Raw genomic sequence first — 21,331 nt, 5'->3', positions numbered from 1 at the left:
ACTGCCGCCGTGCGCAGCCTCCTCGCCCTCGCCTCCGTCCTCCATGCCGAGCCAGCGCCGGTGCTCGCCGCGCTCGCCGACGTCCTCGCCGTCGATGGCGCGTACGAGCGCCGGGGGAGCGGGCTCGAGCGCCGCCTCCCCGTGCTCGGGGTTGAGCAGTGGCGGGTGCTCGCCGACGAGGAGGGGTCGCGGGTCGAGTGCGAGCTGGCCGCGGGGGCGGCCTCGTCGGCGCTCACCGGAGTGCTTCTGCGGCGGCGCATCCGGGAGGCGCCGGAGCGGTTCCGCGCGGTCGTCACGGCGGTCGCCGACGCGGTGGAGTGACACCTCGCGCACGCTCGGGCCGGCCCGTCTCGTTGCCAGCAGCGTGCTGCGGCCGCCGGCCGCGCTCCTCCGCATGCCAGCGCCCCCCCCGAACGGGGAATGCGGCGATGCCCGCAGCTGTTATCTCCCGAAGACGGGACGGGGCTCGGCGCCCCGTCCACCGAACAGCTCGGAGGGGCCGAAGGCAGATGGCAGGAACAGGGATGAACAAGGGTCGAGGGGGGCGCGGCAGCGACGAGGAGATTGTCTACCGCCGCCACGCGAACGGACGCGGCATGGTCGCTCCCGGCTCGCGCGTCTCGGCGACCGCGTACGTGGAGACCGGCGCCTACGTGGAACCCGGTGCGACCGTGGGCGAGCGCGCCTGGATCGGTGCAGGCAGCTGGGTCGACCGCGACGCAATGATCGGGCACAGCGCCTTCATCGGTGCGAACGTGCACGTCGGACCCGAGGCGATCATCGGACCCGGGGCGCGGATCGGGAGCTACTCCCGGATCGGACGCTCGGCCGTGATCGCGACCGGCGCCCGCGTGGATCGCGACACCGTGGTGCCCGACGGCGCCCGCAAGGGCCTCGAGGAGGCGCGCGAGAGCGGCAGCCGCGCGGCCTGACCCCACGACCCTCTTCCGCTGGCTCCCCGGAGCGGCGGAATAGGGTCGTTCCATGGTCGAACTCCACCACCTCAGCGCCCAGGAGCAGTGGGACTGGCTTCAGCGCGGCGAGATCACTCCCGTCGAGCTTGCCGAACACTATCTCGGCCGCATCGAGCGCTGGAACGGCGAGCTCGGCGCTTTCGCCACGGTGACCGCCGACCGGGCCCGGGAGCGAGCCGCGGCGCTCGGCTCATCGCCCGGCACGGCTCCGCTCTGGGGACTCCCGAGTGGCGATAAGGACCTCTGGCGGCGCGCGGGAGTGCGGACGGCCTTCGGATCCCGCCTGCGTGAGCACCACGTCCCCACCGTCTCCGACGAGATCGTCGAGGTGCTCGACGCGGCGGGAGCGGTCAGCCTCGGTAAGACCGCGGCGCCCGAGTTCGGGATGCCTGCCTACACCGAGACGCGGATCGGGCCGCCCGCCGTCACGCCGTGGGACACGCGGCTGGGTGCCGGCGGATCCAGCGGAGGCGCGGCGGTCGCCGTCGCGGCGGGGCTGCTCCCGTTCGCTCCGGCCTCGGACGGCGGCGGGTCGATCCGCATTCCCGCCGCGGCGTGCGGCCTCGTGGGCCTGAAGCCCTCCCGGGGCCGCGTCGCCGCGCTCTCGGGGATCGGCGGGGTCGGCGGTCTGAGCGTCGCCGGGCCGATCACTCGCTCCGTCGCCGACGCGGGCCTCCTGCTGGAGGGGATGCTGGAGCGGCAGAACGGCCGCCTCCCGCAGCGCTGGTCGCTCAGCGCTCCCGGGGACGGCGAGGGCTCCTTCCTCGGCGCCGCGGTGCGCGGGGAGGGCCGCTTCCAAATCGGCGTGCTGACCGATTCGCCGTGGGACGACGCCTACGAGATCCGCCTGGCCCCGGAGGCGCGCGCGGCTCTGGACGAGGGGATCGCCGCGCTGGCCGCCCTCGGCCACGGGCTCGAGGAGGCGTCGCTGCCTCCGAGCGCCGAGTACCCGGCCGCCTTCCGGATGCTGTGGCAGAGCGGAGCCGCGACCCTGCCTGTCGAGGGTGCTGACCTCGATCTCCTGGAGCCGTTGACCCGCTGGCTGGTGGAGGAGGGGCGGCGCCGCTCCGCCCGTGACATCGTCGAGGCCGCCTCCTGGCTCTCGGGCTACGAGCGCGCGGTGATCGCCGCGTTCTCGGGGTTCGATGCCGTCCTGACTCCGTCGATGGCGATGACCCCGCGCCCCGTCGGCTGGTACGACCTCGAGGACCCCAAGCGCAACTTCGAGCAGCAGTGCCTCTACACGCCGTACACGTCGTTCGTGAATGTGAGCGGTCTCCCTGCGATCACGCTGCCGCTGAGCGCGACGGAGGAGGGGCTGCCACTGGGAATCCAGCTGATCGGGCGGCCGGGCGGCGAGTCGACGCTGCTCGCGATCGGCGCGCAGCTTGAGCGGCAGGCGCGCTGGCAGCGGCGGCACCCGCCGCAGTGGTGACGCGGCAGTTCCCGCTCCCGACGGATGGTCAGGATCCAGCTCTGGTCGCTGAGGTAAGCCTTGCCTATACTTGACGGCGATGTGCATGTTCGAGGACCGCGACGGCTCCGCGCCGGTCGACGTGAAGCAGTTCCTGATCGCGGGTGACGAGACCGTCGTGCCGTGGATTCAGAGAATTCTCGATACGCTCCCTGCCACCGCCCGCGGCCAGGTCTTCGTGGAGGTCGATGATGCACGCGGGCTGCCACCGCTCTCGGCCCCCGGTCGGGTCTGCGTGACCTGGCTCGGCCGCTCCGAGCGCTCGGGCGCCCCCGGCACGGGTGAGCGCTGTCGCCGCGGAGTCGCACTCGACCGCGCGGTGCGGGCGTGGGTCGGCGAGATGTCGGTCATCGACGGCGACTACCCCTGGGCCGACGACCGGCACGACTTCTGCGCCTGGATCGGCGGGAACGGCCCGGTCCTCACCCAGCTCGCGACCGACGTTGAGGCGCGCCTGCAGTCCTCCTCCGAGCACGCCAGACAGTGATCATCAATCGCCGGGTCCGTTCCTGGGTGAGGCAAGGCTTACCTTCTGTGCGAGACTGAGGCGGTGCCTCCGACGACCGCAGCCCCCACCCGCCCGGCCTACCGGCCGTACCTCGCGACCGTCGCCGCGGCGACCCGGATCGCCCCGCACTTCATCAGAGTGACCCTCACCGGAGCCGACCTCGACCGGGTCGGCTGCACCGGCCCCGACCAGCGGATCAAGCTTGTCGTCCCCACCGCCGCATCCGACGCCCCCGCCTTCCTCGCCTCCGTCTCGGACCCGGACGGACCCGACAGGCTCGACCCCGACTGGTACGGCCGCTGGCGTTCCCTCCCCGACGAGCTCAGGAACCCACTCCGCACCTACACGATCCGTGCCGTCCGCCCCGACCTCGCCGAGGTCGACGTTGACTTCGCCGCGCACGGCGACACCGGACCCGCCTCGGCCTGGGTGGAATCCGCCCGCGCCGGCGACCAGATCGTTATTATCGCGCCCGACAGCCGCTCCGACCTGCCCGGCGGAGGAGTCGAATTCCACCCCGGTGCCGCCACCTCCCTCCTACTGGCCGGAGACGAGACAGCCGTCCCCGCCATCGCCGCGATCCTCGAGAGCCTCGACGACGACGCCACCGGAGCCGCTTTCCTCGAAGTTCCCACAGCACTCGACCGACTCCCGCTCCACCACCCCGCCGGCATGCGCGTGACGTGGATCATCCGCCCGGAGGCAGAGGCCCCCGGCGCAGCGCTCGGCGACGCCGTCCGCACCTGGGCGACCCGCTTCCTCACCGCCCACCACCGCGGAGTCGACGTCAGCGACATCGACGTCGACCACGAGATCCTCTGGGAAGTCCCCGAAGAGAGCAGCGACCCGGGTCTGTACGCCTGGATCGCCGGCGAAGCGGGCGCGGTCAAGCTCATCCGTCGCTGCCTGGTCACCGAACTCGGAGTCGACCGGAAGCGGGTGGCGTTTATGGGTTATTGGCGCCTCGGCCGCCCCGAATCCTAAACAGCCGGAGCGCCGCAGGGCGCCGTTCTGCGGCGTTGTCGGCGGGCGCGATACCGCCGGTATCGCTTCCTTCTCCGCCTTGCAGAACGGCGCCCTGCGGCGCTCCGGGGTCTCGGAGGGAGGGGTTGTCGGCGGGCGCCGCCGGTATCGCTTCCTTCTCCGCCTTGCAGAACGGCGCCCTGCGGCGCTCCGGGGTCTCGGAGGGAGGGGCGGCGCGCCAGGGGCGCGACCGGGTCGGGGGGATCATGCGGTCGAGTAGGCCGTGCGGAGGGCCAGGTCCTTGGACACGGGTGCGCGGTGGCGCGGGGAAGTTAAAGGGTGGGGGAGACACCGACCAGGCGGCTGGAGAGGGTCCACAGGTCGTGAGCGAGGGCGCGATCGCGGGCCTGAGGGTTCAGGGAGCCGTGAGGGGTGAGCTGGTCGAAGTAGGTGCCGCTGGCGGCGCCGACGTCGGGCTCGGAGGCGAGAGTGATCAGGGGCACCGCACCCGCCTCGGCGGAGATGCCGAAGGAGCCGACGGAGAGACTGGTCATCAGCTTCATCATCGTGCTGTCAGCGCCGAACCCCGTCGAGACGACGCCCGGGTGAAACGAGTACGCGTCGACCGACGTCGTCAGCAGGCGCTCCGCCAGCTCCCGGATGAACAGGATCGTCACCAGCTTCGACGTGCCGTAGGCGCGCCAGCCGCCGAACCACGGGCCGCGACGGTTGTCGAGGTCGTCGAGCTTCAGCCGGCCGAAGCGGTTCGCCAGGCTCGCTGTCGACACGATCCGCACGCCCGCACGCTCCCGCGAGGTCTCGATCATTCGCGGGAGCAGCAAGCGAGTGAGCAGGAAGGGCGCCAGATGGTTGCTCTGGACCGTGCGCTCGTGGCCATCGACCGTCTCGGCGCGGCGCGAGACGAGTCCGCCGGCATTGTTCGCGAGCACATCGATCCGCTCGTACCGGTCGAGTATCCCGTCGGCCAGCGCGCGGACGTCGTCGAGCCGGTCGAAGTCGGCGAGGAAGGGATCACCGCCCACCTCGGTGGCGACCGCGCGGGTGCGCTCGGGATTGCGACCGACCACCGCCACCCGGGCGCCGGCTGAGGCCAGAGCCCCTGCCGCGACCCGGCCGATGCCGGAGCTTGCACCGGTGAGGACGACGACGCGCCCCGTCATGTCAGTGACCACGGAGATACCCGCCCTTCTCGAGGCCTGCCTCGATCTCGAATCGATTGCGCAGCGGATCACGGCCCGCCACGGTGTACACGAACGGGAACCACATCCCATACAGCTGCCACTGCTCCTTGTGCACGGCCTCGTGCTCGAGGACCTGCTCGGAGACATTCGTCCCCGTGAGGTAACTGGTGCCGACGCAGGACCCGCCGCGGCCGAATGCCCACGAGGGCAGCCCGGTGAAGACGACGAGGCCGTGGCTGCGCCGGATCGGTCCCGTGCTCCACAGGGCGCCCCAGACGAGCCCGACCGCGCAGGCGAAGAGGTAGCCCGGCCGAGTGATCGCCGGGTCCAGGGCGATGTTCGCGACGGTCCGACGGAGGGCGCTCACGCGCTGTCGCGTCCGTAGGTTTCAAGCAGCCGAAGCCAGACCTCGCTGATCGTGGGGTAGGACGGCACCGCGTGCCAGAGGCGCGAGAGCGGCACCTCACCGACCACGGCGATGGTCGCGGAGTGGATCAGCTCGCCGACCTCCTTGCCGACGAAGGTGACACCGAGCACGACCTTCCGGTCCTCGTCGACGACCATCCGCGCCGTGCCCGTGTAGCCGTCCGCGGCGAGTGCGGCACCGGCGACGGAGCCGATCTCGTAGTCGACGACGCGGGTACGGTAGCCGGCCTTCTCCGCCGCTTCGGCGGTGAGGCCGATGGAGGCGACCTCCGGGTCGGTGAAGACGACCTGCGGCACGGCCTCGTGGTCGGCGGTCGCGACATGCGCACCCCAGGGTGCATCCTGCACCTCCGCGCCCGTGCTGCGGGCGACGATCACGTCGCCGGCCGCGCGGGCCTGGTACTTGCCCTGGTGGGTGAGTAGAGCGCGGCGGTTGACGTCGCCGACTCCGTAGAGCCACGGACGGTCGCCGCTGAGGGGAGTGCCGTCGGCGGCGAGCACGAGCATCGTGTCGTCGACGGTCAACGACGAGCCGGGCTCGAGCCCGACCGTCTCGAGGCCGATGTCGCGGGTGTGCGGGGCGCGCCCGGTCGCGGCGAGGACCTGGTCGGCCTCGATCACGTCACCGCCTTCGAGGGTCACTGCGACGGTGCCGTCGGAGCGGCGTTCGACCGAGGAAGGCGAGTCGCCGAGGCGGAGGTCGACGCCGAGTCCCCGGAGCGCATCGCCCACGAGCTCGCCGGCGAACGGCTCGAATGGCGCGAGGAGCCCGCTGCGCGCGACCAGGGTGACGGAGGAGCCCATGCCCGCGTAAGCCGTCGCCATCTCCGTGGCGACGACTCCGCCTCCGATCACGACGAGTCGCGGCGGCACCTCCTCGGCCGAGGTGGCCTCGCGGCTCGTCCACGGGGAAGCGGCGCGCAGGCCCGGGATGTCGGGGACGACGGCGGTGGTGCCGGTCGCGACAGCGACGGCGGAGCGAGCGCGGAGCACGCGCACCTCGCCGTCGGGTCCGGTGACGGTCACCTCGCGCTCGCCACTCAAGCGGCCGTGCCCGCGGACGAGTTCGATGCCCGCCCCCTCGAGCCACTGCACCTGGCCGTGGTCGTCGAAATGGCTGGTGAAGGAGTCGCGGCGAGCCAGGAGCGCGGCGACGTCGACGCCTCCGCTGACGGCCTCCGCGGCGCCGGGCAGATCGCGTGCGGCACGCAGGGCCATCGGCGGGCGTAGCAGCGCCTTCGAGGGCATGCACGCCCAGTAGGAGCATTCGCCGCCCACCAACTCGCTCTCGACGACAGCGGCGGTGAGCCCGCCCTGCACCGCCCGGTCCGCGAGGTTCTCGCCGACCGGGCCCGCTCCGATCACGATGACGTCGAACTCGTCGGTCGTCGTGCTACTCATGCTGTCTCCCTGAGGGTCTCGGAGGCCTCCAGCCCCGCGATGGGTGAATGCGCGGCGCTCAATGCGCCGGCACGATCTCGGCGCGCCAACCGTCGTAGCGCCCGCCGTGGCTCTCGACCGCGTCGATCACCTGGCGGAGGAACGCGGTGGTCGACTCCTCGTCTACCGCGGCGTAGTGGCTGGCGACGAGGACCTGACGCAGGCGCAGCCGTGAGAGAGCGATCTGATAGCCGTAGGCCACGAGAACGCGTCCGGCGCGGCGCGCGGTACTGCGGCGCGAGAACACGGCGAAGTGGTCGACTTCGCGCAGCTCCCACACCTGGTCGCCGTAGCGGAGCCGGATCTCGAGCTGCTGCGCCGCCCGCGCCCGCTGTGCGTCCAGCGAGGAACTGCCGGGCGCAGTGACGGCGGTGCTTTCCTCGCTCATCGGCCGGTGAAGTCCGCACTCGTGCGGCGGAGGAACGCCTCGGCGCCGATGCGGGCGTCCTCGGACGCGGCGAGACGGGCGAGCGCACCGGGGAGTGCAGCAGCGGCCTCGGCGTCGGAGGCGGAGACCGCGAGCCGTGCGTTCGCAAGCGCCGCCTGCACAGCGAGCGGCGCCTGTGCGGCGATCCGTGCCGCGAGGGCGGAGGCGGCGTCAGCGACGGTGCCGTCGGGGACCACCTCCTGCACGAGGCCGATGCGGTGGGCCTCCTCGGCGTCGAAGAGGTCGCCGGTGAGGATCCAGCGCATCGCGTCGCCCCAGCCGACCGCACGCGGGAACCGCAGCGTCGCTCCGCCGAAGGGCAGGATGCCGCGGGTGACCTCGATCTGTCCGAATCGGGTGGACCGCTCGGCGAGGACGACATCGCTCGCGAGGGCGAGCTCGATGCCGAGAGTGAGGCAGGTGCCCTGGAGCCCGACGACGACCGGCTTGCTCACCGGGCGGGTGCGCAGCCCCCACGGGTCGAGACCACCCTCTGGCACGAAGTCGAGCCCTCCGGTGCCCAGGCGTGGTCCGATGTCGGCGAGATCGAGCCCGGCCGTGAAGTGCTCGCCCTCGGCGAGGAGCACGCCTGCCCGCAGCTGCGGATCGCGGTCGAGTTCGCCGTAAGCGGCGGCCAGCTCGGCGAGCAGCCTCAGGTCGGCGGCGTTGCGCTTCTCCGGCCGGTCGAGCACGATCGCGAGCACGGCCCCGCGGTGTTCCGTGCGCACGCGCGGTCTCTCGTCGCTCATCGTTCCTCCGCTCGGTCGCGTCCGACCATCTTGCCGGGTGCCACCGACACGCGCCGGGGCTTGCGCGTCGATGGGCAGCCGTCTCTCAGGCCCCGCGGGACAGAGCGCCGAGCAGGCGGAGGATCGTGGGTAGGTCGTCCTCGGCCGCGGCCGGTGAGGACGGAGCGAAGGAGGTGACTCCGGCGCCCGCGAGCGGGAAGCGGGCCCGCAGAGCGTCCAGGCTCGCCACGAGCCGGGAGGCGGGGACTCCGAAGGGCACCGGGTCGAACAGGCCGGCGAGATCAGCGGGGTCGAGCACATCCAGATCGACGTGCACGTACACGGAGGCGGCACCCGTGGCCTCGACGGCAGCGACCAACGACTCGGGGCCGAGGGCGTCGGCGGCGATCACCGCGGCGCCGCGCTCGACCAGGGGCTCGAGCTCTCCCTCGTCAGCGGAGCGTACTCCGGCGAGGACGACGTTCTCGTCTGCCACCCGCTCGTCGGCGCCGGCGCTCAGCACGCCCACGCCACGGCCCAGCGCCGCCGCGAGGACCATGCCGCAGAACGCACCGCTGCTGGAAGAGTCGGGCGTGTGTGCATCCGGATGCGCGTCGAGCCACACCAGCGCGACCGGGCCCGCAGCAGTGCGGACGGCGTGCCCGATCGCCGCGAACTCGACGCCGCAGTCGCCGCCGATCGTGATCACGGGCTCGGTGCGACCGGCGAGAGCCTCCCGCACCCGCTCGGCGACGGTCGCGATCGAGGCGTAGCGGCGGACGCCGGTGTCCTGCGCGTCGCCCGCCTCGGTGGGCACCTCGAGGGCGGTGGTGGCGGAGGAGGGTAGATCGCCCCTGATCGCCTCAGCTCCGTCGACGAGGCGCATCGCGCGCGTCGATGCCGAGCCCTGCCACTGGGGGACGACGAGGAAGGAGGCCATGCATCTCACTATGGCATGAGCGCCGGGGCCGGGCGCCCCCGCGTTCACGCGGCAGGTAGGCCTCCTGGCACGGCCGAGGGGCGCGGCGACGGGGGCGCGCCGTCCAGGTCGATCAGCGTCTCATCGAGCGCGGAGCAGGCGCGGTCCGCCGCGGATCGGGCGTCGAGCAGAGCCCCGCTCGGATCCGCTGCGGCGCGCCGAGCGACGGCGTCGAGCTGGGCGAGCGTCTCCTCCGCCAGAATCCGCGGCGCCGCGCTCACGCGACCACCGTGGACCCGGGCCAGGAGCAGCACCGACTCCGCGCCTAGCCGGGCCGCGGTACGCGCCGCATCGAGCAGGAGGAGCTGACGCTCGGCCTGGGCGCGCGGCTTCCGGTAGCCGGCCACGACGGCGTCGAGGGCGGAGTCGGCGTCGAGCAGCAGGACCAGCAGCGCGGCAGGATCGTGGCGGGCGCCGGCCGACCGGGCCTCGTCGGCATCGAGGAGGAGGGACTGCGCCGTTGCGCAGGCGGTCGCGACGTCGGCGGCGGAGGCGAGCTGCGCGGAGGTGCGCAGGTCGGAGAGTGTCGCGGCCCGGTCCAGGTCGTCGCGCACCGAGCGCTCGACCGTACTGAGCTGCACCTCGGCGCGGGTCACCAGTCCGATCAGCGAGTCGACGGCATCGAGCAGGGCGGCGGGATCGGCGGTGTCGCCCCGAGCCACGAGTTCGGTCGCCTCGCGCAGCGGCCGGACGCGGCGCTCCGGAGTCGTGCCCGCGAGGACGGAGACCTCGGCGCGTGCGTGCTGGAGACGCTCCGGAAGGGACGGGCTCGGCGGGGTCACTCCGTGATCGTACGGCCGGAGTGTGACACCGCGTGACGCCGGGGTTCGACCGGCGGCGGCACCCTCCCCAAGATGGAGTCATGACTCGCTCGCTCGCCATCGTCGAGGTCGCCCGCGCGCGGCCGGGCCGCGAGGAGTACCACGCCTACGTGCAGATCCTGAACGGCCGCATCCTGACCCTCGCCCGCGAGCGGGGTTGGCGCGCCGAGCGCTTCGCGGCCGAGGAGCTGGGCACGGCGGAGTTGCTGGCCCGCACGGCGGGGGCGGACGCGCTGGTGCTCGCGGGCGGCGAGGACATCGCTCCTGAGCAGTACGGGGCCGAGCGCGGATACCCGGCCGAGGGCCCCCATGCGGAGTATGCCGACGCCGCGCAGATCGCCGTGGTGCACCGGGCGCTGGCACGGCACACGCCCCTGCTCGGCATCTGCCGCGGACTCCAGATCATGAACGTCGCCCTGGGCGGCACGCTGATCCAGGACCTGGGTCCGGAGGCGAAGCACGTCAACGCGGCCGCTCCCGCGCACCAGCGCATGCACCGGCACGAGGTCGGGCTCGTGGCGGGGTCCGTACTGGGTGGGCTTTTCGGAGCTGAGGCGCTCGCGGTGCAGAGCGCGCACCACCAGGCCGTGGACGTGCTGGCTCCCGGCCTGCGGGTCGTGGCACGCGCAGAGGACGGGGTGGTCGAGGCTGTCGAGCACGGCCGCGCGCCCCTCCTCGGGGTGCAGTGGCATCCGGAGGATCCGGACGCTCCCGCGGGTCAGCTCGCGACACTGCTCGACCGGCTGGCGCTGGCCGCCGCTCGTGGGGAGTTCGCGTTGCGCCTCGCCGCCTGAGGGCGCGGACACCCGAGGCGCCGACGAGCGTGAAGACTGGCCGGTGAAGATCAGTTGCGCGGCAAGGTCTTCGCCTCTCTCCTCTGCAGGTCTGCTCGGCAAAAAGAGCCGATTCTGTGCAGACGTCGCTTCCCGTGCCGGCGGCTCGCCCGCTCGGGCGGCTCAGCGGGCCAGTCGCGCCATCCACGCCTCGATCTCGTCGGCCGAGCGCGGGATGCCGGCCGAGAGGTTCTCGGCGCCGTCGGCCGTGACGAGCACGTCGTCCTCGATCCGGACGCCGATGCCGCGCAGCTCCTCCGGAACGGTGAGGTCGTCGGGCTGGAAGTAGAGGCCCGGCTCGATCGTGAAGACCATGCCCTCCTCAACCAGGCCGTCGAGGTACATCTCGCGCCGAGCCCGCGCGCAGTCGTGCACGTCGAGCCCGAGGTGGTGGCTGGTGCCGTGGACCATGTAGCGGCGGTGCTGCTGGTTGTCGGCTTCGAGCGCCTCCTCGGCGCTGACCGGCAACAGGCCCCACTCGGCGGTGCGACGGGCGATGACCGCCATCGCCGCGGCGTGCACCTCGCGGAAGCGGATGCCGGGGCGGACGATCGCGAAAGCGGCGTCGGCGGCCTCGCGTACGGTTTCGTGCACCTGGCGCTGCGCGGGTGTGTACTGGCCGTCGACCGGGAAGGTGCGCGTGATGTCGGCCGTGTAGTAGCTGTCCTGCTCCACCCCGGCGTCCAGTAGCACCAGCTGCCCGGGGCGCACCGGGCCGTCGTTTCGGGTCCAGTGCAGGATGCAGGCGTGCGGACCGGCGGCGGCGATGGTGTCGTAGCCGACCGTATTGCCGTCGGCGCGGGCGCGGCCGTTGAACACGCCCTCGATCAGGCGCTCGCCGCGCTCGTGGGCGACAATGCGGGGCAGGTCGGCGAGGACGTCCTCGAAGCCGCGGCCGGTCGCATCGACGGCGGCGCGCAGCTCGGCGATTTCGTAGGCATCCTTCACCAGGCGGAGCTCGGCGATGTCGCGCTCCAGCGCGGCGTCGCGGTCGGCCCGCTCGTCGGCATCGACCGCGTCAAGGCGGCCGGACACCGCGGGGTCGGCCTCGCGCAGCACGGCCAGCGGGACGCCGTCCTGGGCATCGAGGACGGAGTCGAGCTCGTCGATCCCGCGCGCGGCGAAGCCGAGGTCGCTCGCGACCTGCGCCAGCGATGGACGCGGCCCGATCCAGAACTCACCGATTTCGGGGTTCGCGTAGAACTCGTCGGAGTCGCGGCCGGCGCGCTCGCGGAAGTAGAGCGTCGCGCTGTGGCCGGACTCGACGGGTTCGAGCACGAGGACGGCGCCCGGCTCGGAGTCGGAGCCCCAGCCGGTCAGCCAGGTGAAGGCCGAGTGCGCGCGGAAGGGGTAGTCGGTGTCATTCGCGCGCTGCTTGAGCCGCCCTGCGGGGACGATCACCCGGACGCCGGAATACAGGGCGGAGAGGCGCTTGCGGCGCGCGGCGGCGAACGACGCCTGCTCGCGCGGGGCGGGCAGTGGCTCCTCCCGCTCGGCCCAGCCGGAGGCGATGAAGTCGCGGAAGCGGTCGGAGGCGGGGGTCGTGGAGCGGTTCGCGGTGGCGCGGGGGCGGGGAGCGGCGGCGGGGTCGGGCGTCTGAGCGGCGGTCCGCTCCTCCGTGTTCGTCATGCCCTCCATTGTCCTCCTCCGCTTACCCGGCGGGGCGGCCGTGGCCGCCGCCGCGGAAGCCGACCGGGTGTCAGGGCCTGTGGAGGAGCATCAGGATGCATCCTTGACCAGCCCGCGGACCGAGAGCTGCACGACCAGGGGGCGGTGATCGCTGCCGGCGTCGTCGCGGTCCTCGACCACGTGGTAGCCCGAGACCTCCCGGCGCCCGGAGAAGAGGACGTGATCGATCGGGGCGGCAAGCGCTGTCGGGACGGACGTGGGCCAGGTGCCCAGTGCGCCGCCGCCCGCCAGCGCTGCGGCGTCCCGGCAGCCGCCCAGAGCCGCCGAGCCGGGCAGCCCCGCCCAGTGGTCGATGGTGGAGTTGAGGTCGCCGAGGACGACGACGTCCTCCTCCGCGGAGCAGAGCGCGGCGACCGAGAGCAGGTCGTTGCGCCATTCAGCGAGGCGGGAGGGGACCGGCGCCATCGTGTGCACGGCGGCGAGGACGGGGCGCTCGGGGGTGTCGGGGCGCGCGACCAGCGAGGGCGTTACTCCGGTGACGACGGCGGACGTGTCGACGCTGTAAGCGCCGAGTGAGGGCGAGAGCAGCAGCGCGGTGCCGTCGTCGCCGCCGGACCCGGCGTAATGCAGGGTCATCGGCACACCTTCGGCACCGAGCGCGTCGACGACGTCCTGCGCGCGCGTCCGCGACACCTCGAGGAGGGCGAGCCCGTCGACCGTCTTCTCTTGCGACAGGGCGACGATCGCCTCGACCGGCACGCCGTCGTGCAGGACGTTCCAACTTGCGAGCCGCAGGTCGGCCAGCCGGTGGGCACGCGGGGGAGCGGAGTCGTAGCCGCGCACTCCCTGCACGCCGGCGAGGACAACCGCGAAGACGACCGCCAGCGCGGCCAGGACCAGTGCGAGGCGGCGGACCGGGGCGACGAGCGCTGCGATCACGACCAAGACGGCGGCGATCCCGACGGCGGCCAGACCGGTCGCGAGCCGGAACGGCACCAGCTGGGCGAACGGCGCCTCGCGGGCGATCCCGAAGAAGCTCGGAGCCGCGAGCACCAGCAGCGCGATCGCCACGACCACCGCCACAGCGGTTTTCACCAGTCTCGTCCCCATCGCGGCTCAGGTTACTAGGGCGTGCAGGGCGTGCAGGGCATGCAGGGCATCGCAGGGCTCGCAGGCGGCGCGGCTACGATGGGGGGTATGCATGTCGACGGAGGCGGGTACGACCTCCACACCCACTCCGTCGTCTCGGACGGCACCGAGGCGCCCGCTGATCTGGTGCGGGCTGCTGCCGCCGCAGGCCTCGCCGGAGTGGCGCTCACCGACCACGACAGCACCGGCGGGTGGACCGAGGCGCTCGCCGCCGCGGAGGAGGCGGGCATCGACCTCCTTCCGGGCATGGAGCTCTCTTCGCGGGTGGGCTGGGCCAGCGTGCACGTACTTGCCTACCTCGTCGACCCGACGGACGCCGGCCTCGTCGCCGAAACCGCGCGCATTCGCTCGGCCCGCATGAACCGCGCGGAGGCGATCGTCACCGCCATCGCCGCCGACTACGACCTGACCTGGGACGATGTGCTTGCCCAGACCAGTCCGGGGACGACGATCGGGCGGCCGCACATCGCCGACGCGCTCGTCGCTCGTGGCCTGGCGACCGACCGCTCCGCTGCCTTCGCGGGCATCCTCGACTGGCGGGGCGGCTACTACCGGCCGCACTACGCCCCCGATCCGCTCGACGCGGTCCGCCTGGTCCGAGCGGCGGGCGGCGTCCCGGTCATCGCCCACCCCGCGGCGAGCGCGCGTGGAATCGCGGTGGAGTCGATCCTCCCGCAGCTCGTCGACGCCGGCCTCTTCGGCCTCGAGGTCGAGCACCGAGAGAACACGGCCGCCGGCAAGCGGCGCCTGCGCGAGCTGGCTGCGCGCTACTCCCTCGTCACCACGGGCTCGAGCGACTACCACGGCACCGGCAAGCCGAACCGCCTCGGCGAGAACACGACCACGCGCACCGCTGTCGACGCGATCCGCTCCTCCGCCCGCTGACCCGCGGACAAGCCCACCCCCACGCGACGAATCGCGAGGGGGTGGGCTCGGTGCGCTACGGCTCAGGCCTGACCGTCGGGGCGGGGGGAACGGCGACGCGAGCGGGTGCGGCGGCGCGGCTCGCTGTTGCCGTCGTGGTGTTCCTTGCTCTCGCTCGAGGGGGCGGGGCCGGTCTGCTGCGGGGCGGTCGAGTCAGCGGAGTCGGAGCGGGTGCGCCGGCGCGGCGGGCGGTCGCCGCGTTCGGGGCGCTCGCCGCGCTCGGGGCGGGCATCGGCCTTCGCCTCAGCGGGGATCGGAGTCGGCTTGAGTCGGCCCCGGGTGCCCGCGGGGATGTCGAGGTCGGTGTAGAGATGCGGCGACGAGGAGTAGGTCTCGACCGGGTCCGGCTGGCCGAACTCGAGGGCCCGATTGATCAGGGCCCACTTGTGCAGGTCTTCCCAGTCGACGAAGGTGACCGCGATACCGGTCTTTCCCGCGCGCCCGGTGCGGCCGACGCGGTGCAGATAGGTCTGGTCGTCATCCGGGATGGTGTGGTTGATCACGTGGGTGACGTCGTTGACGTCGATGCCGCGCGCCGCGACGTCGGTGGCGATCAGGATGTCCTTCTTGCCGGCCTTGAACGCCGCCATCGCGCGCTCGCGCTGCTCCTGGTTGAGGTCGCCGTGCACGGCCGCCGCGTTGAAGCCGCGGTCGTTGAGCTCCTCGACGATGCGGGCGGCGGCGCGCTTGGTGCGGGTGAAGATAACGGTCTTGCCGCGGCCCTCGGACTGCAGGATGCGCGCGATGACCTCGTCCTTGTCGAGCGAGTGCGCCCGATAGACGATGTGCTTGATGTTGGCCTGCGTGATGCCCTCGTCGGGGTCCGTCGCGCGGATGTGAATGGGCTTGTTCATGAAGCGGCGGGCGAGGGCGACGATCGCCCCCGGCATCGTCGCCGAGAAGAGCATGGTGTGGCGGGTGGGCGGAGTCTGCGCGAACAGCTTCTCGATGTCCGAGAGGAATCCGAGGTCGAGCATCTTGTCTGCCTCGTCGAGGACCATCACCTGCACCTTCGCGAGCGAGAGCAGGCGCTGCCCGGCCAGGTCCAGCAGGCGCCCCGGGGTGCCGACGACGATCTGCGCACCGGCTTTCAGCTGCTCGATCTGGCCCTCGTAGGCCTTCCCGCCGTAAATCGACACGATCTTGGTCGGCCGATTGGAGGCGGCCAGCTCGATGTCTTCGGTGACCTGGACGGCGAGCTCGCGCGTCGGCACGACGATGAGAGCTTTGACGCCCGGCTCCGGCTCAGTGCCGAGGGCCTGGATGAGCGGGAGGCCGAAGCCGAACGTCTTGCCGGTGCCGGTCTTGGCCTGGCCGATAATGTCCTGCTTCTGCAGGGCCAGGGGGATCGTCTGCTCCTGGATAGGGAAAGGCTCCAGGATGCCCTGGGCCGCGAGTGCGGCGACGATGTCGTCGTCGATGTTGAGATCGGAGAAAGTCACGGAGTGAAGCGCCTGTCGTGTCGAACGGTCTACGCCCCTGTACGACTCCGGGCGCAGGGCCACCGATCCAGCGCCGGTGACATCTCGGCGAGTCTACTGCTCCCTGCCGCGTCGGCCCCGGAACCGCACTCCTCGGGCGCCCTATGCTGAAGAAATGGCTGCCTGGTTCCGACGTCGACGTCCCCTGGTCGACCTGCCCCGCCTGACGCCCCGCGGAGAGTCGCCCCGGAAGCGCGACCGTGTCGACCTCGCCGACCTCACTCCCGAGGTGCTGCCCTACCTCGGTCAGGTCGCCTACCTCCAGCTCGCCGTGTTCGAGGTGCTGGCCCGCGCCGTCGCCGAGACCGAGGACCTCGCCGACAAGGAGGCGATCTCCTCCGCCGCGGGTACGGCGCTCGCCAAGCACCACGCGGTCGTCGCCGAGTTGCGCCGCCGCGACGTCGAGCCCGGCGAGGCGATGGCTCCCTTCCGCCCCGCGATCGACACCTTCGAGCGCCTTACCCGGGGTGCCGACCTGCACGAGACGCTGCTCTCGGCCTACATCACAGCCGGCCTGCTCGATGATTTCTTCATCCGCCTCACTGGCGGGCTCCCCACCGATGTGGGGCCGCGCATCGCGCAGACTCTCGGCGCCGATACGGGCGCCGAGGACGTGGTCGCTATCCTGCGCCGCGAGATCGCCGCCGACGAGCGCCTGGGCTCTCGGCTCGCCGTCTGGGGCCGCCGTCTTGTCGGCGACACCCTCCTGGTTGCCCGATCCGCGCTGATGGGGTCGGGCAACCACGACTCCGACGAATCACGGATCGAGCCCGTCTTCACCGAGTTGATCGCGTCGCACACGCGGCGGATGGACGCCCTGGGCCTGACGGCCTGACCGAGCGCTCAGGCCGGGACGTAGGTGCCCGTCGGGAGTAGCCGCGAGCAGGAGTCGTGCTGGAGCGCTCCCGCCGTGGATCCGCCGGCCATCGCCGCGTCGGTGCGGACGACGTCGAGGCAGTCGGGAGGCGTCCCGCGATCCCACCGGCGCCGCAGCTCCGACTCGACGACGTTCGTCGACGGGAGGCGATGCCGCGCGAGCAGGTACAGGACTACGTCCTGGATCCGCTCTCGTGGCATGGACCCGTCGAAGCGGAGGATTTCGGCGATGTCGACCGCGCTGGCGAGCACGTCCCCGGTCCGGGCGCGGGCGCTGCCGATGGTCATCTGCGCCGACGTGGGCTCGTCCGCCCCGGTGAGGATCGCTCCCGCCGTCGCCGGGAGCTCGATCTGCGAGCTCCCGCAGCGGTTGATCTGGCCGCTGACACGCAGCTTCGACCACGGATCGACGCGCCACTGCGACACATACACCTTCCACGCGCCGATCCCCGTCGAGCTCTCGACTCGGTGGACGACCTCGAGGCGGGTGTCGGTCGTCGCGAGACCCTGCGTGCCGTCGGCCGCTGCTCCCGCCGAGCGAGTCTCGTGGGCACCGGCGGACACCCGGGAGAAGGGCGCGCGCACCAGGAGCATGCCCTCCGCATCGGTTGCCGCCGCGAGGTGCGACCACTCCTCGTCGCGGACGCGCGCGACCATCAGCACCGTTGTGGTGCCGCCGAAGCGCAGCGGGGCGGGCAGGAGCAGGCCGCTCGCGGCCGCGCGCTCGAACCGCAGCGCCGGCAGCCCGCCCGGTCCGTCCGCAATCAACCGCGGCTGTCGAGTGGCGACGCTCTGCACGGCGGCCGTGCGCACGAGGGCGCCCGGAGCAGCCGGAACAGAGGCGACCCGGTCACCGGCGCGCAGCGGCAGGTCGCTCGCGCGGAACCAGTACTGCGGAGCGGGATCCGGGGGACGCACGACGTCGACGGCACCGCTCGTCGCTGTTGCGGTGTTCGAGGCGAGGGAGGTGCCCGCCGCGTTTCGGGCGAAGACGACGTAGCTGCGCGGGGCCCCCGCAGGAGCGCTGCGGTCGATCCAACCGCGGGTCGCGCCGTCGAGCACGGCGACCGCAGGCGAGGCGCTGTTGGCCCGGGTGCCGTCGGCCGCGTGCAGGACGAACTGCGAGATCGACGAGCCGGCGTCGGAGGCGGGCGGCGTCCAGCTGACGGCGACGCCTCCCGAGAGAGCGCGTGCGGTGAGAACGGGGCGGTCGAGGCGGCGCGAGAGCGTCGGCACGGAGGGCGCAGGCAGCTCCCACACCTCGGCACGCGCGGGATCGTTGGGGAAGGCGGGGTAGAGGCGCAGCAGTCCGTCGCCGTCGAGGCACTCCGGGTCGAGGTAGGCGCCGGATGTGCCGGTGGTGGTCAGGCCCGACGGACCCGCGACGGCGGAGTCGGTCCAACTCCGCCCGTCACTGGTCGCGTAGACATGCAGGCGCGCGTCGGCAGGGAAAGTGGTCGGGCGGCCGTCGTCCGAGACGAGCCCCCAGTTTTCCCGTCCCGGCCAGTGCTCGTGGTCGTCGTGGCTGGAGGCGACCACCACGACGGTGCCGGAGCGGGAGTACACGAGGGAGGGCATGCCCGCGTGATGATTCGACGTCCAGGTGCCGTCCGAGCGGCGCGAGCCGGGGTTGTAGAGGCAGGTCCGCTCCAGGGTCTTGGTGGCTGGGTCCCAGACCGCGGCCCAGAGGGAGCGGTAGTCGGTCGACACGGGGGTGCCTAGGGCGAGGCCGGTGTCGGAGGAGTCGGCGGGCCGCCTCGACCAGGCCGCCACGACGACCACTCGTCCGCCACTCGCGACGCCGACGCGCGCACCCACGCTGTCGTGGCGGGCGTCATCCGAAGCGCTCGCGGAGTAGGCGGGCCCGTCGAAGACGACCAGGACGTTCGCGTTCGCGGGCGCCGGCACCGAGGGTCGGAAGAGCTGTGCGGCGGTGACCCCGGTTCGCGGATGCTGCCAGGTGCGGCCCTGGTCGTCGCTGCGAGCAAGCGCGATGTCGCGCCGCGGGAAGCCCGACTGGTCGGCGTCCGTGTTGATCCGGAACTCGGCCGCGCACCAGATCGTGCTCGTGGTCGCACCGGCGGGGCGGGAGAAGGCGAGTTCGTGCCCGTACGCGCCGGTGCGCAGGCCCGTGGTCGGATGCACGCTGAGCCCGTCCCGCACACCGTAGCCGTCGGGCTGCGCCGGGTCGTAGCGGGTGTCCTCGCGGTGCAGCGGGCGCAGGACCCGCGCTGTCTCGTCCCAGGTCCACAGGAGCGCCTGGTAGTCGGAGCCACGGGTGAGGAGGTAAGTGGTCGCCGACGCCGAGTCGCGGAAGAAGCGCGAGTACGAGACGCCGGTCCGCGCGCCGGCGGGCGCGGGGACGGCAAAGAAGGAGGAGACGTCGTGCGACGACCGTGAGGCGGCCACGGCGAGCGGGGCATTCCGCCAGCCCGCCCCTCCTCGGGACACCAGCTTGTGCAGCGGAGGCTGCACGAGAACACGGCCCCCGTCGGTGACGGTCACGCTCGCGCCGCGATGGCCGGGATTCACGCCGTCGAATTCGACTGCGGCAGCGGTCTCGGTGAAGGAGGCCGTTGATCCGTTCTTCGGGAGGCGCCAGATCCCCGAGCGGGCGCGGGGATGCCGGTCGGTGATCGTCCACCACTGCGGCTCGGGGATCGAGTCGGCGACGTAGACGGCGTCGGCGTCGGAGCGGATCGGCGTGAAGAGAGAGGTCGACTGCGGCAGTCGCGCTCCGGTCAGGGAGAGCGCGGCGCTCCGCACGGGCACGACACGGGTGACGGCGAGGTCCGGTGCCGTCGGGACAGCGGCATCGGCGGCCGGAGCGACCGCGGCTCCGGCCAGCCCTGCAGCGGCAGCGCCGAGCACCGCGCGCCGGGTGGCGGTGACGGCATTTCCACGTTCAGCCAGCATTTCTACCCCCAGGGAAGATGATTGTCCGACGATTGTCGGTGTTTGTCACCGTCCGCGGGAGCTGTGACCGGAGACTGGCACATCATCATCACGCCGTGTCGCACCTCGTGGACGACAAAGGCGCGGGAGCTGAGGACTCCCGCCCCTTCAGCACGATCAGGGAGCGACACGGCCCGACAGCATCGCCTGCAGCGACGCCTCGTCGCGGCGGGCGCGGCGGCGTCCGAGCGAGAGGTCAGCCAGAACGACGGCCCCAGCGGTCACGACGAGGGCGATGACCCAGATCAGGCCGCCGTCCCACGGCAGGCCCGCCCAGGTCAGCGCAACCCAGATGACCGCGGCGACCAGGCCGCCCAGCGCCGGGACGAGCACCGAGCCGTGCAGGTGCCGATGCGGCAGCCCGTACCGCGCGGCGAGACCGATCACGACCCCGAACAGAGTGATGAAGAGGAGCTCCACGACGTACTCGCGGGCAGGGGCTAGGCGACGAAGCCGACGCGGCGCGACTCCTCGGAGCCGACCTCCACGAAGGCGATGGTGTCAGTCGGGACGATGTAGATCTTCCCCTTCTCATCGCGCAGACGCAGGACAGCGGTGCCGGCCTCGAGGGCGGTGGTCACCGTCTTCTCGACCTCGGTCACGGACATCGACGACTCGAAGTTGAGTTCGCGCGGGGTGTTGACCATTCCAATACGGATTTCCACCAGCAGTGCCTTTCGGGAGGGGACGTAGCTGCCAGGATACGGGACCGCGTGTTGCCGACGGCGCGCGTTTCGCGGTGAGCGGAGTGGGCGGCAGCGGCCCCCCGCCGAGCGCCGACGGGAGCCTGTCAGCTGGTGCTCGCAGTACCCTCGGAGCTGGCCCCGACGGGGAGGGGGCGCGACCGAGGGGCGACAGGTGAGTGACACGCAACGCGGGAACCTTTTCGTGCACCGCATTCTGGAGCTGACCGAGCCGTGGACGCCCTGGTACCGCCGCTCGTGGGAGGGAGGCTCCTTGCTCGCTCTTCGAGAATTCTCCGGTTGCTTGAAGTGGGTGCCCGAGAAGGTCGTCGCCCAGGGCGCCATCGATCGTTTCGCGCGCCGCACCCTCAGCGGGTTGGGCCGTGATGCGGGACTTGCATCGCTGGCGGTTCGGCAGCAGATCGACGAAATCCTCAAGGGAAGGTTGGCGTACTCTTCGCAACGTCACCGTCAGCTGGACCATCTCATCTCCTTCACGGAGGAGGCCTACTTCGGTAACTGGAGATCAGAAATCAGCCGACGTGGCGAACAATTCCACGTCGAGCGAGCGGCGCGCTACCTCTCTTCCGCGGTTCTCGATCGCGGATACGAGGGCGAATGGCTTCGAAAGCACGTTCACTCTCTCATCAAAGGCGGCGCTGAGAGCGTTATTCATAAGGTCTGATTCGGGCGTGTCGTTCCGAGGCATCGGCTTCCCATTCGGGAGAATAGAAGTTCCAAAGCTCGCTATTTTCGGAACGGGAAGCCGATGCGGTACGACTCTACTACAGGCCTGGATGCGGAGCAATTGACGGAGCTGATCTGTCGGATATGGCAGATTGTCACGGGGAGGGGTGAG

At 72.0% G+C, this 21,331-nt stretch carries 22 protein-coding genes; 9 read left to right on the top strand and 13 right to left on the bottom strand.

Annotated elements, in window-relative coordinates:
* Positions 1-9 precede the first annotated feature (9 nt).
* The 5 genes from C5D07_RS13680 (at position 10) to C5D07_RS13660 (ending at position 3,940) form a co-directional block, all read left to right on the top strand.
* The gene (locus C5D07_RS13680; protein ID WP_068251979.1) at positions 10-321 is read left to right on the top strand and encodes a hypothetical protein; all 312 of its coding nucleotides are present in this window, start codon (positions 10-12) and stop codon (positions 319-321) included.
* A gap of 203 nt (positions 322-524) precedes the next feature.
* The gene (locus tag C5D07_RS13675) at positions 525-932 is read left to right on the top strand and encodes a hypothetical protein (RefSeq protein ID WP_068251984.1); all 408 of its coding nucleotides are present in this window, start codon (positions 525-527) and stop codon (positions 930-932) included.
* 52 nt (positions 933-984) lie between these two features.
* Complete coding sequence (locus C5D07_RS13670) at positions 985-2,409, top strand: amidase (RefSeq protein ID WP_068251986.1); 1,425 nt, start codon at positions 985-987, stop codon at positions 2,407-2,409.
* 85 nt (positions 2,410-2,494) lie between these two features.
* Positions 2,495-2,935: an SIP domain-containing protein gene (locus tag C5D07_RS13665; RefSeq protein ID WP_068251989.1), complete on the top strand. Its 441-nt coding sequence runs from the start codon at positions 2,495-2,497 to the stop codon at positions 2,933-2,935.
* Between the two features lie 63 nt (positions 2,936-2,998).
* Entirely contained in the window at positions 2,999-3,940 is a 942-nt protein-coding gene (locus tag C5D07_RS13660) for a siderophore-interacting protein (protein ID WP_104259569.1), read from the top strand.
* Positions 3,941-4,251: 311 nt separating this feature from the next.
* On the opposite strand, the gene C5D07_RS13655 is transcribed toward C5D07_RS13660, so the two are convergent.
* The 7 genes from C5D07_RS13655 to C5D07_RS13625 all read right to left on the bottom strand — a co-directional run bounded on the left by C5D07_RS13655 (position 4,252) and on the right by C5D07_RS13625 (position 9,903).
* Positions 4,252-5,112 carry an SDR family NAD(P)-dependent oxidoreductase gene (locus C5D07_RS13655; protein WP_237358232.1) on the bottom strand — a complete coding sequence of 287 codons (861 nt, stop codon included), beginning with the start codon at positions 5,110-5,112 and terminating at the stop codon, positions 4,252-4,254.
* Positions 5,102-5,488 (bottom strand): Fe-S oxidoreductase, encoded by a 387-nt coding sequence (locus tag C5D07_RS13650; protein ID WP_068252001.1) that lies wholly within the window; start codon positions 5,486-5,488, stop codon positions 5,102-5,104. Before C5D07_RS13650 ends, C5D07_RS13655 begins: the two co-directional genes overlap by 11 nt.
* Positions 5,485-6,948, bottom strand: coding sequence for a dihydrolipoyl dehydrogenase family protein (locus tag C5D07_RS13645; RefSeq protein WP_104259568.1), 1,464 nt, complete (start codon positions 6,946-6,948; stop codon positions 5,485-5,487). The genes C5D07_RS13650 and C5D07_RS13645 overlap by 4 nt, the downstream gene beginning before the upstream one ends.
* Before the next feature lie 58 nt (positions 6,949-7,006).
* A complete protein-coding gene (locus C5D07_RS13640) occupies positions 7,007-7,375 on the bottom strand; it encodes a ribonuclease E inhibitor RraB (RefSeq protein WP_068252005.1) in 369 nt (122 codons plus the stop codon).
* A complete protein-coding gene (locus C5D07_RS13635; protein WP_068252008.1) occupies positions 7,372-8,163 on the bottom strand; it encodes a crotonase/enoyl-CoA hydratase family protein in 792 nt (263 codons plus the stop codon). Before C5D07_RS13635 ends, C5D07_RS13640 begins: the two co-directional genes overlap by 4 nt.
* Before the next feature lie 85 nt (positions 8,164-8,248).
* Positions 8,249-9,082 (bottom strand): arginase family protein, encoded by an 834-nt coding sequence (locus C5D07_RS13630; protein ID WP_104259567.1) that lies wholly within the window; start codon positions 9,080-9,082, stop codon positions 8,249-8,251.
* A gap of 44 nt (positions 9,083-9,126) precedes the next feature.
* Positions 9,127-9,903: a hypothetical protein gene (locus C5D07_RS13625; protein ID WP_068252014.1), complete on the bottom strand. Its 777-nt coding sequence runs from the start codon at positions 9,901-9,903 to the stop codon at positions 9,127-9,129.
* A gap of 80 nt (positions 9,904-9,983) precedes the next feature.
* Between C5D07_RS13625 and C5D07_RS13620 the strand changes: the two genes are divergently transcribed.
* Complete coding sequence (locus C5D07_RS13620) at positions 9,984-10,736, top strand: gamma-glutamyl-gamma-aminobutyrate hydrolase family protein (RefSeq protein WP_068252017.1); 753 nt, start codon at positions 9,984-9,986, stop codon at positions 10,734-10,736.
* 162 nt (positions 10,737-10,898) lie between these two features.
* Here the strand turns inward: C5D07_RS13620 and C5D07_RS13615 are convergent, their stop codons facing one another.
* Together C5D07_RS13615 and C5D07_RS13610 are read right to left on the bottom strand one after the other, a co-directional pair.
* A complete protein-coding gene (locus tag C5D07_RS13615; RefSeq protein ID WP_068257017.1) occupies positions 10,899-12,404 on the bottom strand; it encodes an aminopeptidase P family protein in 1,506 nt (501 codons plus the stop codon).
* Positions 12,405-12,494: 90 nt separating this feature from the next.
* The gene (locus C5D07_RS13610; RefSeq protein WP_146076746.1) at positions 12,495-13,514 is read right to left on the bottom strand and encodes an endonuclease/exonuclease/phosphatase family protein; all 1,020 of its coding nucleotides are present in this window, start codon (positions 13,512-13,514) and stop codon (positions 12,495-12,497) included.
* Between the two features lie 87 nt (positions 13,515-13,601).
* Here C5D07_RS13610 and C5D07_RS13605 point away from each other — a divergent pair, with 87 nt between their 5' ends.
* On the top strand, positions 13,602-14,438 hold the full coding sequence (locus C5D07_RS13605) for a PHP domain-containing protein (protein ID WP_084415818.1): 837 nt from the start codon (positions 13,602-13,604) through the stop codon (positions 14,436-14,438).
* Positions 14,439-14,500: 62 nt separating this feature from the next.
* Here C5D07_RS13605 and C5D07_RS13600 read toward each other — a convergent pair whose 3' ends face one another.
* A complete protein-coding gene (locus tag C5D07_RS13600; protein WP_068252020.1) occupies positions 14,501-15,919 on the bottom strand; it encodes a DEAD/DEAH box helicase in 1,419 nt (472 codons plus the stop codon).
* Between the two features lie 154 nt (positions 15,920-16,073).
* On the opposite strand from C5D07_RS13600, the gene C5D07_RS13595 reads away from it, so the two are divergent.
* On the top strand, positions 16,074-16,793 hold the full coding sequence (locus C5D07_RS13595) for a ferritin-like fold-containing protein (RefSeq protein WP_068252021.1): 720 nt from the start codon (positions 16,074-16,076) through the stop codon (positions 16,791-16,793).
* A gap of 8 nt (positions 16,794-16,801) precedes the next feature.
* Here C5D07_RS13595 and C5D07_RS13590 read toward each other — a convergent pair whose 3' ends face one another.
* The 3 genes from C5D07_RS13590 to C5D07_RS13580 form a co-directional block, all read right to left on the bottom strand.
* Entirely contained in the window at positions 16,802-19,750 is a 2,949-nt protein-coding gene (locus C5D07_RS13590; RefSeq protein ID WP_146076747.1) for a hypothetical protein, read from the bottom strand.
* Positions 19,751-19,906: 156 nt separating this feature from the next.
* Complete coding sequence (locus tag C5D07_RS13585; protein ID WP_068252030.1) at positions 19,907-20,209, bottom strand: hypothetical protein; 303 nt, start codon at positions 20,207-20,209, stop codon at positions 19,907-19,909.
* Between the two features lie 20 nt (positions 20,210-20,229).
* A complete protein-coding gene (locus C5D07_RS13580; RefSeq protein ID WP_068212463.1) occupies positions 20,230-20,454 on the bottom strand; it encodes a DUF3107 domain-containing protein in 225 nt (74 codons plus the stop codon).
* 193 nt (positions 20,455-20,647) lie between these two features.
* Here C5D07_RS13580 and C5D07_RS13575 point away from each other — a divergent pair, with 193 nt between their 5' ends.
* Positions 20,648-21,157, top strand: a complete 510-nt coding sequence (locus C5D07_RS13575) for a hypothetical protein (protein ID WP_104259564.1) — start codon at positions 20,648-20,650, stop codon at positions 21,155-21,157.
* Positions 21,158-21,331 lie beyond the last annotated feature (174 nt).

Origin of the sequence: Rathayibacter tritici (assembly GCF_002932875.1) — a bacterium.
Taxonomy (GTDB): Bacteria; Actinomycetota; Actinomycetes; order Actinomycetales; family Microbacteriaceae; genus Rathayibacter; species Rathayibacter tritici.
This window is presented reverse-complemented; position numbering and strand designations above follow the sequence as displayed.